The sequence below is a fragment of the Streptomyces guryensis genome (genome assembly GCF_021261325.1).
Classification (GTDB): domain Bacteria; phylum Actinomycetota; class Actinomycetes; order Streptomycetales; family Streptomycetaceae; genus Streptomyces; species Streptomyces guryensis.
Genome location: NZ_JAJSBI010000025.1, coordinates 45,533 through 57,466 on the forward strand (window position 1 = coordinate 45,533; position 11,934 = coordinate 57,466).

Sequence of the window (11,934 nt, forward strand, 5' to 3'; positions counted from 1 at the left end):
GCCATGGATCTTGGACTGAAGGACCGGGTGTACGTCGTCACCGGGGCCACGCGAGGCCTCGGCAACGCCGCCGCGCGTGAGCTCGTCGCGGACGGCGCGAAGGTGGTCGTGACGGGGCGGGACGAGAAGCGGGTCGCCGACGCGGCGGCCGAGCTGGGGCCCCAGGCCCATGGGGTGGCCGTCGACAACGCCGACCCGCAGGCACCGGCGCGGCTGATCGCGGCGGCGCGTGAACGGTTCGGCGGCTTCGACGGCATCCTGGTCAGCGTCGGCGGTCCGGCGCCCGGGTTCGTCGCGGACAACACGGACGAGCAGTGGCAGGCGGCGTTCGAATCGGTGTTCCTGGGGGCGGTCCGGCTCGCGCGGGCGGCGGCCGCCGAGCTCGACGCCGGAGGTGTCATCGGGCTCGTGCTGTCCGGGTCGGTGTACGAGCCCATTCCGGCGCTGACGATTTCCAACGGACTGCGGCCCGGGCTGGCCGGTTTCGCGAAGTCGATCGCCGATGAGCTGGGCCCGCGCGGAATTCGTGTCGTGGGTCTGCTGCCCGCTCGTATCGACACGGACCGCGTGCGCGAGCTGGACGGACTGTCCGCGGATCCGGAGGCCACACGTGCCGCCCACGAGTCCCGTATTCCGCTGCGGCGTTACGGCAAGCCGGAGGAGTTCGGCCGTACGGCTGCCTTCTTGTTGTCGCCGGCTGCGTCGTATCTGACCGGGATCATGGTGCCCGTTGACGGGGGCATGCGGCACGGATTCTGACTGCGGGTTGTGGTGGGGGTCAACTCACCCTTTCCGCACGGTGCCTGACGCCCTTCATCCGCACTTCGGCGGGAAACCGGGCGAGACCCGCGGAATTGCGTGCGTGCGTCAGGGCCCGGGCCGTGAGGTCGTGCAGGACCGTCGCCGGGTCCACATGCGGTTCCAGGTGGAGTCGCACGCGCGCCTCGGGGGCGGTGCGGCGGCCGGTCAGATGGGCGTGGGCGTGCGCCACGCCCTCCAACTCCCCCGCCTCGCTCGCGAGTACGCCTTCCAGGGCCCGGCCCCGCAGCAGCGCGCCCTCGCCGTCGCCGGTGTCCACCAGGACCTCGGCGAGGCGGCGCCGGCGCAGGACCGCGGTCAGCCACCACAGGGCGAGCAGGACCAGGACGGCCAGTGCGGCGATGACGGTCGGCCACCACCAGCCGGAGCCCTGCCAGCGGGTGCGTTCGGCGTCGCTGAGCAGGACGTCGTGCCGGCCGTCGTGGATCCACCAGGACGGTGGCGGAGCGCCGAGTCCGACGGCCAGGACGGAACCGCCCAGCAGGAGCAGCACGAGACCGACGAACCCGATCAGTACGCGGTTGACGATCCTGAGCATCGCCCTCACCCCTTCCGTCCGGGCCGCCGTACGTGCACGGACAGCGCGGGCGGATGGGTGAGCCCCAGGCCTGTGATCGCGTCGTCGAGCGTGGCGTTCAGGTCGGCGCGTACGTCGCCCAGTTCGCGGAAGTGCGAGACGGCGTACACGTCGGCATGGGCGCGGCGCATCCGGACCCGTACCGACTGGACGCCGGCGACCTCCATGGCTCGGTCGCGCAGCACGAAGGCGGCCGCCTCGCGGTGCAGTCCGGCGCGCACGTCGGCCTGGGTGCGCCGCATCGGCAGGATCCCGCGCAGGCCGGGGGTGACCGCCAGCACGAGCAACCAGAGGCCGAGGACGGCGGCGCCCCCGGCACCGACGAGCACCCACGTGTCGTCGAGGTGGCGCTCGGCGAGCCCGCGGGCGAGTTCGCGCCGCCAGGCCATCGCGGGCCGGTGCGCCCGTACGGCCGCGATGTCGTACAGGAACACGCCCGCGACCGCCAGGACCAGCAGCGCCACGATGCCCGCGGGGATGCGGCGCGCCGACCAGAAGCGGCCCTGATCGCCGTCGTGACCGGACGGCGGAGGCCCGTACGCCGGTTCCTGTGCGGGTGCCTTCTCGATGACCGGCAGCCGCTGTGTGGTGCCCTCGGAGCCCTGGGGCTCGCTCATCGCGTCCTCCCCTGTGCCACGCCGTGCGCCGGGGTCAGATGCAGCCGCTCCACGTGGACGGCGACCTCCGGCACCTCCATGCTCACCAACGCGCCTACCCGCGAAGCGACATGTCGACGCACATCCGCGCAGCGGACGCCGATGTCGCACGGGTAGTCGAGTTCGACGTGGAGGCGGATGTGAGCGGCTCCGTGGTGGATGACCACGGTGGCGCGCGGGGGTGAGGTGTCCTCGGACTGGTCGCTGAGGGTCTCCCGGGCCGCCTGGGCGGCGATCTTCGAGACCACCCGGTCGGCGACTCTGGTGGCCCCGCGCTCCCCCGGTGCGACGGTGTCCGTGGGTCTGCGCAGCTCACCGACACCGTCGCTCACCTGGCTCACCTGGCTCACCGCCGGCGGTCGTCACGCGTACGGAAGAGCTCGCCGATCTCCAGATCCCCCTCCAGGAACCGGCCGACGACGAAACCGATGGCGCCCAGGGCGGCCACCAGCACGAAGGCGCCGAAGCCGCCGAAGTATCCGGCGAAGCCCAGCGCCATTCCGGCGATCATGCCGACCACGGCCCTGCTCATCGTGCGCTCCCCTCAGTGGTGCGGTTGTCCGGTCCGGTGGTGCGGTGTGTCCGGTCGCCGGCCGGTCACTGGAGCCGCTGCTCCGGCTCCTCGTCCTCTTCCTCCGGCAGCTTCACATCACTCACCGCGATGTTGACCTCGACGACTTCGAGGCCCGCCATCCGCTCCACCGCCGCGATGACGTTCTCGCGCACGGCGTGGGCGACGTCGGAGATCGAGACGCCGTATTCGACGACGATCTCCAGGTCCAGCGCCGTCTGCACCTCGCCGACCTCGACCTTCACACCCCGTGTCACGGACTTCGTGCCACCCGGTACCCGGTCGCGCACGGCCCCGAAGGTACGGCTGAGCCCGCTGCCCAGGGCGTGCACGCCGACCACGTCCCGCGCGGCCAGCCCGGCGATCTTCTCCACGACCCCGTCGGCGATGGTCGTCCGCCCCCGGGTGGCGGGGTCTCCGCCGCCGCGCCGCGTCGGCTGCGCCTTGCGCATCGTCGGGGGGTCCGTCACCTCGCTCGCTCCTCCGGGAGCCTGCGTCCGGTTCTGCTCCGTCATGTCGGTCATCGCCGCGTCCCTTCCGGTTCGACGTCCTACGACCACGGTAAGCGGGGTTCCGTCACCGCGCGCCGGGGATGCGGCAGGCTGGAGGAATGACAGCGGAACGGTGGGCGCACGCGGTACGGCATCAGCTGAGCCTGGGCAGATTCCTGCCCCTGGGCGGACCGCGCGACGGCGCGTGGATCTCGGAGGAGGCGGCCGAGGCAGTACTCCGGCGCGCGGCCGAGGCGCTGCGCGGGGTACGGCTGGACGCGCTCCGCATCGCGCTCGCCGACCCGGACACCGCTCACGACCCCGCCGTACCGCCGCCGCCGAGCGCCCTGCCGCCCGGACCACTGCGCGTGACGGCGGACCTCGCCGCGACGGCGTCCGAGCCACTGCCCACCACGGCCGCCCTTGTACGTACGACGCTGGCGGCCGCGGCGACAGAACTGCTCGGCCTGGCGCTGGCCGAGGTGGACCTCCGGGTCACGGCTTTGCTGGACGAGGCACCGGACCCCGCCCCCGTACGGGCGCCGGAGCCGCCACGCGCCGCGGAACCCGAGGACGCGGACGAGCTGCGCGTGGCGACCGCCGCCCTGATGGTCCCGGGGGTCGCCCACCTGACGGGGGGCCTGGGCCGGGCGGCGGTACACATCACTGAGCTCCAGGAGGAGGGCAGCCTCCCGCGCCGCCACGTGCGCGTCGAGCTCGCGGTGAGCGCAAACCACCGGGCCGTGGACGTGGCCCGCGAGGTCCGTGCCGCCGTCGCCGGGGTGCTACCGGATCACCCGACGGTGGCGGTACTGGTCACAAGGGTCAGCTGACGCGCCCCAAAGGGGCGCGGGGCTGTGATATCAGCGGCTCCGCCGCGGGGCGCGACCAGCCACGACGGCGCCGCAGACCAAAGACGCAGCACCGCCGGAGGCTCATTCGCCGAGACCGGCAAGATCCCGCAGCCGCCGCGCCTGCGCAGCCCGCTCAGCGGCACGCTGATCGTCGTAGGAACGACCGTGCGCCCCCCGAATCAGCGCCTTGGTCTCGATCACAGCGTCCCGCGGCGCAGCCAGGATCGCCGAAGCCAGATCCCGCACCGCACCGTCGAGCTGATCGCCCGGCACCGCAATGCTGGCGAGGCCCGTGCTGACAGCCTCCTCGGCCGACACAAAGCGACCGGTGACGCAGATCTCCAGCGCGCGGGCGTAGCCGACCAGCCCCACCAGCGGATGCGTCCCCGTCAGGTCCGGCACCAGCCCGAGGCTGGTCTCGCGCATGGCGAACTGCACGTCGTCGGCGACGACGCGCAGATCACAGGCGAGCGCGAGCTGGAAACCCGCGCCGATGGCATGGCCCTGGACGGCGGCGATGGACACGAGGTCGCTCCGTCGCCACCAGGTGAAGCCGGCCTGGAACTCGGCGATGCTCGCGTCGAGTTCACCGTCGCTGCTGCGCGCAAGGTCGATGAACGTCGGCTCGCCCTCGATTCCCTCGGGCGTGAACATCTGCCGGTCGAGCCCGGCCGAGAAGGACTGCCCCTCGGCGCGCAGCACGACGACACGGACGGACCCCGGCAGGACCCGCCCGGCCTCGGCGAGCGCACGCCACATGGCGGGGCTCTGCGCGTTGCGCTTGGCCGGGTTGGTCAGCGTCACCGTGGCGATCGCGTCGTCGACGGTGAGCCGTACGCCGTCCTTGTCGAGTACCGGACCGAGGTCCTGGGCAGGCGAAGCCATGGAGTGCCTCCGATGAGTGCGGTCAGCAGAGCAAGCTAAAGCGCAAAGCTAAGTGACTGCACAGTAACCACCCGGCCGATCTGCCGACCGACCGGGTGGCCACCATCGAAGCCGATGGGCCGCCCGGGATCAGGACGAGGCGGCCTTCTTGCCCCGCGTCGCCCCGCCACGCCCACGCAGCGTGACGCCCGACTCACTGAGCATCCGGTGCACGAAGCCATACGAGCGGCCGGTTTCCTCGGCCAGTGCCCGAATGCTCGCACCGGAGTCGTACTTCTTCTTCAGGTCTGCCGCGAGCTTGTCGCGCGCGGCGCCGGTTACCCGGCTGCCCTTCTTCAGAGTCTCGGCCACCCGTGCCTCCTCATGGGAAGTGCGCTCTGGTCCCCTCATGATCACCCCTCCGGGCTTTCATGGCCACCCATTCGGCAAGGTCCGTGAGACAGGGTTTTGACGACAGGAGCGCATCCCCACAAGCGGAATCTGTAATTCCCCCCGCTCGCGTTCGTACCGCCGAACGGGTTCTTTTGCGAAACGCCAGGTCAGAGACGTACGACGGCCGAGCCCTTGTCGATAAAGGGCTCGGCCGCGAAATGGATGTAGGACACACCTCGGTACGAGGAGATCTCACACAGATGATGGATCACGGATCGGCCGAATGATCCATACGCCGTGGATCACGCCTTCGATCAAGCTGTGCTGACGGGTCGGCCGGCTCCCGACGGTCCTCAACGGCTCTTCATGACTCTCAGGCGAGGGCGACGAGGTCCGCGTAGTCGGCGCCCCACAGGTCCTCGACGCCGTCCGGCAGCAGGATGATCCGCTCGGGCTGCAGCGCCTCGACGGCGCCCTCGTCGTGGGTGACCAGGACGACCGCGCCCTTGTAGGTGCGCAGGGCGCCGAGGATCTCCTCACGGCTGGCGGGGTCGAGGTTGTTGGTCGGCTCGTCGAGCAGCAGGACGTTGGCCGAGGAGACGACCAGGGTCGCCAGGGCCAGACGGGTCTTCTCGCCGCCGGACAGCACGCCGGCCGGCTTGTCGACGTCGTCGCCGGAGAACAGGAACGAGCCGAGCGTCTTGCGGACCTCCACGAGGTCCAGGTCGGGTGCGGAGGAGCGCATGTTCTCCAGGACCGTGCGCTCCGGGTCGAGGGTCTCGTGCTCCTGCGCGTAGTAGCCGAGCTTGAGGCCGTGGCCCTCGATGACCTCGCCGGTGTCGGGCTTCTCGACGCCGCCGAGGAGGCGGAGCAGGGTCGTCTTGCCGGCGCCGTTGAGGCCGAGGATGACGACGCGGGAGCCCTTGTCGATCGCCAGGTCGACGTCGGTGAAGATCTCCAGCGAGCCGTACGACTTCGACAGTCCCTCAGCGGTGAGCGGCGTCTTGCCGCACGGCGCGGGCTCCGGGAAGCGCAGCTTGGCGACCTTGTCGCTCTGGCGGACCGCCTCCAGGCCGGAGAGCAGCTTGTCCGCACGCCGGGCCATGTTCTGCGCGGCGACCGTCTTGGTGGCCTTGGCGCGCATCTTGTCGGCCTGCGTATGCAGGGCGGCGGCCTTCTTCTCGGCGTTGGCCCGCTCGCGCTTGCGGCGCTTCTCGTCGGCCTCGCGCTGCTGCTGGTAGAGCTTCCAGCCCATGTTGTAGATGTCGATCTGGGCGCGGTTGGCATCCAGGTAGAACACCTTGTTGACGACCGTCTCGACCAGGTCGACGTCGTGGGAGATCACGATGAAGCCGCCGCGGTACGTCTTCAGGTAGTCCCGCAGCCAGATGATCGAGTCCGCGTCGAGGTGGTTGGTGGGCTCGTCGAGCAGCAGCGTGTCCGCGTCGGAGAACAGGATGCGGGCGAGCTCGATACGGCGGCGCTGACCGCCGGAGAGCGTGTGCAGCGGCTGGCCGAGCACCCGGTCGGGCAGGTTGAGCGCGGCGGCGATGGTGGCGGCCTCGGCCTCGGCGGCGTACCCGCCCTTGGTGAGGAACTCCGTCTCCTGGCGCTCGTACTGCTTCAGCGCCTTCTCGCGGGTCGCGCCCTGCCCGTTGGCGATGCGCTGTTCGTTGTCGCGCATCTTGCGGATCAGTACGTCGAGACCGCGCGCCGAGAGGACGCGGTCACGGGCGAGGATGTCGAGGTCGCCGGTGCGGGGGTCCTGCGGGAGGTAGCCGACCTCGCCGGAGCGGGTGACCGTGCCGCCGGCCGGGATGCCCTCGCCTGCCAGGACCTTGGTGAGGGTGGTCTTGCCGGCGCCGTTGCGGCCGACCAGGCCGATGCGGTCCCCCTTGGCGATACGGAAGGAGGCGGACTCGATGAGGACGCGGGCACCGGCGCGCAGCTCGATACCGGAGGCGGAGATCACGGACAGACTCCAGGGCAGAAAGGGTTGACGGGTGGGCGGCTGAGGCGTTCCCGCCGTCTAATGCGCGAGGAGAATGGCCATGGGCCAAGTCTAACGGGGCCGTGCAAGCACTTTTTCTGTGCTCGGGTGTTCGGGCCGCCTGCCGGGGACGTCGTTGCCGAGAGGGGTGCGGTGCGGGGTGATCCGTCCCAGGTCGTCGACGGCGATGAGCTGGGACGTCCACGCCGCCGCCGGGCAGGGCTGGGCGACGATCAGCGCTCCGGCGTGACGTACGGCACGCTCGGGCGCGAAGGCGCATCCATCGCGCGCGGGCAGCACCCAGCGCAGGTTGCCGTCGGCGATCCGGTAGCCGGCGATGCGGGGCGGGGTGACGACGGCGAGGATCCCGCGGCCCAGTGGGCGCAGCACTCCGGTGCCGCCCTGGGCGGGCAGCCAGGCGTCGGCCGCGGGCAGGGCGCGGTGCCAGCGGACGGAGGTGCCCTCGTGCGCTGTCACCAGCCCGTCGTCCCAGAGCGTGACGGCGTTCCCGCGCGCCGGGAGCACGGCGAGGGGATGGTGGCCCTCGCGGGCGTAGTGGGCGTCGGCGGTGAAGTGGTCCCCGTACGGGGTGGGACGGGCCGCATGGACGGCCGCCAGGACGGGCGCGGCCACGAGGAGGGCGAGGGCGGCCGGCAGTCGGCGGCGGAGGGCCGGGCGCCCGGGGCGCTCTGGGGCGGCGGGGTTCGGCTCCGTCGCCTCGACCGGCAGAACGACCACCTTGCCCCCTTCAGCGGCCTTTGTATCGGGTTCGGCGCAGAGCGTAGTCGCGTGCGCGGGCGGGTGCGGGGGATACGGCGGTGGGCCAGCGGGGCGTGTCCCCCGTTCGGCCCTGCGGGTCGCTCCGCGGGACGTACGTGATGCCGTCGATTGGCTGCGGCGCCGTCGTGGCTGGGCGCGCAGTTCCCCGCGCCCCTGAAAAGCCGCTGCCCTTCCGCCGACCTGAAAGCCGCCGCCCGACCGCCGACCTGAAAGCGCTGACCGACCGGCGGTCTGAGAGCCGCCGCCGGACCGTCCGGTCAGAAAGCCGCTACCGGAACGTCGAGGATTTCGCCCCGTGGTCAGCTGCCGCCCGTGTGTACCTGGAAGGCAGCCCGGCGGACCGCCTTCGCCAGGGCGGGGTCCGGGTGGGCCGCGGCGAGGGCCACGAGGACCTGGACGGTGCGGGGGTGGCCGACGGCGCGTACCTCGTCCAGGAGCATCGGGACGGTCGGCTGCACGGCCGACTCCAGGTGGCGTACGAGCATCGGGGCCTCGCCGTGGTCGGCGACCGCGGCGGCGGTGTCGACCCACAGCCAGGTGGCCTCTTCGCGGGTGAGGACCTCGTGGGCGTCCTCGGGGTCGACGCCGTCGTGCTCGGCCAGCCACAGCAGGGCGTAGGGCCGCAGGGTCGGCTCGTCGGCGACGGCGCTGACGTCCGGCTCGGCGGGGGCGCCGACCACGCGCAGCGCCTCGAAGGCGAGGCCGCGCAGCAGGGCGTCGTCGCCGCGGGCGGCGGCGATGAGTTCGGTGACGGCGCTGCCGACAGGCCGGGCGGCGAGCCAGGCACGGTACTCGGCGCGGGCGGCGTTGGGGCGCAGCTGGGCGCAGCCGCGGAGCATCTCGTCGGCGGCGACCTCGATGTTCCCGGCGGGGCTCTGCGCGGCGACGCAGATCTGCTCCAGCTTGACCCAGACGGCCCAGTTGCCGAGCGGGGTGAGGGTGGCCTGTCCGCCGCCGCAGGTGAGGGCGCCGACGGAGGCGAGGGCGTGCAGGGCCCAGTCGAGGAGGGGGGCGAGCGGGGCGTCGAGGGCCTGCGGCTGCTCGGTGGGCTCCGGCTGCGGACCGTAGGGGATCTCGCAGCGCTCGGTGCGCAGTTCGGTGACCCGCTGCTCCAGGAGGTCGAGGAGCTGGTCGACCGGGACGGATCCGGCGGACAGCTGGAGGAAGGAGAGCACCTGGGGCATGGCCGAGACGACCTCGGCGACGGTGGCGGGCTCGTGGTCCGCGGGTTCCGCGTGGGCGAGGGACCAGGCGTCGAAGAGGGCGACCCAGCCGCGCAGGACGGCGCTGTCGTCCCGGTTCCAGGCGCGCAGCCGCCAGCCGGGGCGGGCGCTGTCGCCGTGCACCTCGACGAGGCCGGCGAGGCGGGCGGTGTCCCAGTCGGCGCGGACCTGAGCCACGGTCAGGCCGAGGTCGCGGGCGGCTCGTTCGGCGGTCGCGTCGGCGAGGGTGGCCTTGCCGTCGGCGGTCGCCCCGTCGCTCCCCGGGCCGAGCGCGGCGTCGGCCCAGCGGGCGACACGGGCGGCGGCGGCCAGTTGGGAGCGAGCCATTCTGGCCAGCTCCGCGGGTGCCGGTGTGCCCTCCGGGGGGCGGGGTGCGGAGCGGCGCGGGCGGCGCTGGTTCACGGCTCTGGGGGCGGCGGACAGGGATCGCGGGCCGACGAGTCGAAGCCTGGAGTCGCGCGGGATACGGGACGTCACGGGTGCAGTCTTCCGGTTGACGGTCCGAAAACCCAAACGGAATGTCACGGCGGGCGACGGGACTGGCCAACGCACGGGGTCCGGCGAGCGGCTCGGGGACGGGAACAGGCCAGTGGTTCGGCCTTAAACGGAATGGTGCCGACTGTTCAGCTCCGCTGCGGCCGAAGCCGGCGAGGGGGTCACATGAGGGGGGTGAGGAAGCGGCGCAACGCCTCCTCGTAGGCCTTCGGGTCGGCGTTCCACATCGCCGAGTGCGGAGCGTTCGGGACCGTGCGCAGAGCGATCAGGTTGGGGCGGGCGTGCGCGAGACGGCGGGAGTACTCCCAGGGGGCCAGGATGTCCTCCGGGCCGTGGAAGATCAGCGTCGGCACGGTGAGCTGCGCGGCGTCGGCGGTGCGCTCGCGCTCCATGCCGGTGCGTCCCTGGGCGGCCCGGACGGCGAGCGGCAGCAGTGCGCCCGGTGTGCGGCGGGCGGCGGCGAGGGCGCGCAGCGTCGTGGCCCAGCTGAGCACCGGGGAGTCCAGGACCAGTCCTGAGATGCGCTCGCGCAGCCCTGAGTGAACTGCGGCGCGCAGCGCCATGGTGGCGCCGGTGGACCAGCCGTGCAGGACGACCTGTTCGGCGCCGTGGCTGACGGCGTGGCGGATCGCGGCGTCCAGGTCGCGCCACTCCGTCTCGCCGAGGTGATTGAGCCCGTCCGGCGGTCGGGGTGCGCCGGGGTCGCCGCGGTAGGCGAGGTCGAGCACCGGGAAGCGCTGGCTGTGCAGGAACTCCATGATGTTCATGGGGTGTTCTCGGGTGGCGCCCAGGCCGTGCACGGTGATCACCCAGGTGTCCCGCAGTCCGGGCACGAACCAGGCGGGCAGTGAGCCGAGTTCGCCGGGGATGGTGACGTCCGTGTGACGCAGGCCGAGTGCGGTGCCCGGGTCGCCGGTGTGCACGTTCGGGGTCAGCCACACGTTGTCGCCGGGCTCCAGGGTGCCGTGGGTGACCCGTTCCAGGCGGCGGACGACCGAGTCGGCGGAGTGCGTTGCCGTGTCGAGGACGGGGCCGACGACGGCGTGGGTGCCGTTGCCGGCGAGGCCGTATGTGCCGGGGCGCAGGGCGGCGAGGTCGCGGGTGAGCGCGATCTGGCCGGCGGCCGTGGCGTGCACGGTGAGACGGGGTTCGGTGGGCAGTGGCCGGCCCGGCGGCGCCTTGAGCGCCGCGTCGCTCGCGAACCGGCCGGCGGCCACGCTTGCCGCGCCGGCCGCCAGGGCTACGGTGACGGCTGCGGCCGTCGCTTTGACTGTGCGCACCTGTCCAGTGTCCTGGCGTACCCCGCCACCGGCCAGCGGGCGGACGGAGCGGGATGATGCGGGTTGCGGCCGGGGGGTGCTCCGCTCACCCCGACTGTGGTGTGCCGGGCCTCACCGCCGTTGCCCGTAGCCCCGCAGTTTCTCTCCTGCCTCCGCCAGCTGCTCCCGGGAGAGCAGCGTCGGTGACATGCCGGGCACCGACGAGGCCGTCAGCCACAGGCGGCACATCCACTCCAGTTGCGCCGTGCGGTCGTAGGCCTGGTCGAGGGTGGTGCCGTAGGCCATCGTGCCGTGGTTCTGCAGGAGGCAGGCGGTGCGGTCGGCGAGGGCGTGGAGCATGTTCTCGGCCAACTCGTCGCTGCCGTATGTCGCATAGGGGGCAACTCGGACGGGACCGCCGAGGGCGCCGGCCATGTAGTGGATCGCCGGGAGTTCCGGGACGAGCGTCGAGACGGCCGTCGCGTGCACGGCGTGGGTGTGGACGACGGCGCGGGCGTCGGTCGTGCGGTAGACCGTGAGGTGCATGGGAAGTTCGCTCGTCGGGACGAGCGCGCCGTGCACCTGCCTGCCGTCGAGGTCGACGCCGGTCACGTCCTCGGGCGCGAGCCGGTCGTAGGGCACGCCCGAGGGCGTGACCAGCACGGTGTCCCCGACCCGCACCGAGACGTTCCCGGAGGTGCCGACGACGAGGCCGTCTGCGACCGTGCGACGGGCGGTGGCGACGAGGGCTCCCCAGGCATGCGCCACCTCGGGTCCCACACCCTTCCCCCACTCCTCCGGCACGGACCGTGCACCTTCCCGTGCATCCCGTTCGCCCCGCTGGTCCCGCCGCTGCTCAGCCATGCCGCGATCCTGCCAGGCACATCCGCAACCCGCCGCCGGGCGGGGCACTTTAAGGCGGAAGCCGAGCCTCCGAAAGATCCCTTATCAGTACATATCCG

Annotated in this window: 14 protein-coding genes; 2 read left to right on the plus strand and 12 right to left on the minus strand. The window is 72.4% G+C overall.

Annotation, left to right across the window (positions count from 1 at the left end; all coding sequences use genetic code 11):
• Positions 1–3: 3 nt before the first annotated feature.
• Positions 4–759 (plus strand): SDR family oxidoreductase, encoded by a 756-nt coding sequence (locus LJ657_RS36390; RefSeq protein WP_232653200.1) that lies wholly within the window; start codon positions 4–6, stop codon positions 757–759.
• 19 nt (positions 760–778) lie between these two features.
• On the opposite strand, the gene amaP is transcribed toward LJ657_RS36390, so the two are convergent.
• The 5 genes from amaP to LJ657_RS36415 form a co-directional block, all read right to left on the minus strand.
• Positions 779–1,357 carry an alkaline shock response membrane anchor protein AmaP gene (gene amaP, locus LJ657_RS36395; protein ID WP_232653201.1) on the minus strand — a complete coding sequence of 193 codons (579 nt, stop codon included), beginning with the start codon at positions 1,355–1,357 and terminating at the stop codon, positions 779–781.
• Between the two features lie 5 nt (positions 1,358–1,362).
• The gene (locus tag LJ657_RS36400) at positions 1,363–2,013 is read right to left on the minus strand and encodes a DUF6286 domain-containing protein (protein ID WP_232653202.1); all 651 of its coding nucleotides are present in this window, start codon (positions 2,011–2,013) and stop codon (positions 1,363–1,365) included.
• Positions 2,010–2,393, minus strand: a complete 384-nt coding sequence (locus LJ657_RS36405) for an Asp23/Gls24 family envelope stress response protein (RefSeq protein ID WP_232653203.1) — start codon at positions 2,391–2,393, stop codon at positions 2,010–2,012. Before LJ657_RS36405 ends, LJ657_RS36400 begins: the two co-directional genes overlap by 4 nt.
• A 5-nt stretch (positions 2,394–2,398) precedes the next feature.
• Positions 2,399–2,584 (minus strand): hypothetical protein, encoded by a 186-nt coding sequence (locus LJ657_RS36410; RefSeq protein ID WP_232653204.1) that lies wholly within the window; start codon positions 2,582–2,584, stop codon positions 2,399–2,401.
• A 65-nt stretch (positions 2,585–2,649) separates the two neighbouring features.
• A complete protein-coding gene (locus LJ657_RS36415) occupies positions 2,650–3,147 on the minus strand; it encodes an Asp23/Gls24 family envelope stress response protein (RefSeq protein WP_232653205.1) in 498 nt (165 codons plus the stop codon).
• A gap of 86 nt (positions 3,148–3,233) precedes the next feature.
• Here LJ657_RS36415 and LJ657_RS36420 point away from each other — a divergent pair, with 86 nt between their 5' ends.
• Positions 3,234–3,947, plus strand: coding sequence for a nucleopolyhedrovirus P10 family protein (locus tag LJ657_RS36420; RefSeq protein WP_232653206.1), 714 nt, complete (start codon positions 3,234–3,236; stop codon positions 3,945–3,947).
• A gap of 102 nt (positions 3,948–4,049) precedes the next feature.
• Here the strand turns inward: LJ657_RS36420 and LJ657_RS36425 are convergent, their stop codons facing one another.
• From LJ657_RS36425 to LJ657_RS36455, 7 genes are all read right to left on the minus strand, one after another.
• Positions 4,050–4,853, minus strand: a complete 804-nt coding sequence (locus LJ657_RS36425) for an enoyl-CoA hydratase/isomerase family protein (RefSeq protein ID WP_232653207.1) — start codon at positions 4,851–4,853, stop codon at positions 4,050–4,052.
• Between the two features lie 129 nt (positions 4,854–4,982).
• Complete coding sequence (locus LJ657_RS36430; RefSeq protein WP_004002281.1) at positions 4,983–5,204, minus strand: helix-turn-helix domain-containing protein; 222 nt, start codon at positions 5,202–5,204, stop codon at positions 4,983–4,985.
• Between the two features lie 394 nt (positions 5,205–5,598).
• A complete protein-coding gene (locus LJ657_RS36435; protein WP_232653208.1) occupies positions 5,599–7,197 on the minus strand; it encodes an ABC-F family ATP-binding cassette domain-containing protein in 1,599 nt (532 codons plus the stop codon).
• 90 nt (positions 7,198–7,287) lie between these two features.
• On the minus strand, positions 7,288–7,953 hold the full coding sequence (locus tag LJ657_RS36440; protein WP_232653209.1) for a hypothetical protein: 666 nt from the start codon (positions 7,951–7,953) through the stop codon (positions 7,288–7,290).
• 341 nt (positions 7,954–8,294) lie between these two features.
• Positions 8,295–9,695: a hypothetical protein gene (locus LJ657_RS36445; RefSeq protein ID WP_232653210.1), complete on the minus strand. Its 1,401-nt coding sequence runs from the start codon at positions 9,693–9,695 to the stop codon at positions 8,295–8,297.
• Between the two features lie 179 nt (positions 9,696–9,874).
• Positions 9,875–10,993, minus strand: coding sequence for an alpha/beta hydrolase family protein (locus LJ657_RS36450; RefSeq protein ID WP_232653211.1), 1,119 nt, complete (start codon positions 10,991–10,993; stop codon positions 9,875–9,877).
• 111 nt (positions 10,994–11,104) lie between these two features.
• Positions 11,105–11,836 carry a class II aldolase/adducin family protein gene (locus LJ657_RS36455; protein WP_232653212.1) on the minus strand — a complete coding sequence of 244 codons (732 nt, stop codon included), beginning with the start codon at positions 11,834–11,836 and terminating at the stop codon, positions 11,105–11,107.
• Positions 11,837–11,934: the final 98 nt, after the last annotated feature.

Excerpts from the sequence above, each read along its gene's own strand:
- LJ657_RS36390 (WP_232653200.1), top strand. The coding sequence starts at position 4 with ATGGATCTTGGACTGAAGGACCGGGTGTACGTCGTCACCGGGGCCACG.
- amaP (WP_232653201.1), bottom strand. The coding sequence starts at position 1,357 with ATGCTCAGGATCGTCAACCGCGTACTGATCGGGTTCGTCGGTCTCGTG.
- LJ657_RS36400 (WP_232653202.1), bottom strand. The coding sequence starts at position 2,013 with ATGAGCGAGCCCCAGGGCTCCGAGGGCACCACACAGCGGCTGCCGGTC.
- LJ657_RS36410 (WP_232653204.1), bottom strand. The coding sequence starts at position 2,584 with ATGAGCAGGGCCGTGGTCGGCATGATCGCCGGAATGGCGCTGGGCTTC.
- LJ657_RS36415 (WP_232653205.1), bottom strand. The coding sequence starts at position 3,147 with ATGACCGACATGACGGAGCAGAACCGGACGCAGGCTCCCGGAGGAGCG.
- LJ657_RS36420 (WP_232653206.1), top strand. The coding sequence starts at position 3,234 with ATGACAGCGGAACGGTGGGCGCACGCGGTACGGCATCAGCTGAGCCTG.
- LJ657_RS36425 (WP_232653207.1), bottom strand. The coding sequence starts at position 4,853 with ATGGCTTCGCCTGCCCAGGACCTCGGTCCGGTACTCGACAAGGACGGC.
- LJ657_RS36455 (WP_232653212.1), bottom strand. The coding sequence starts at position 11,836 with ATGGCTGAGCAGCGGCGGGACCAGCGGGGCGAACGGGATGCACGGGAA.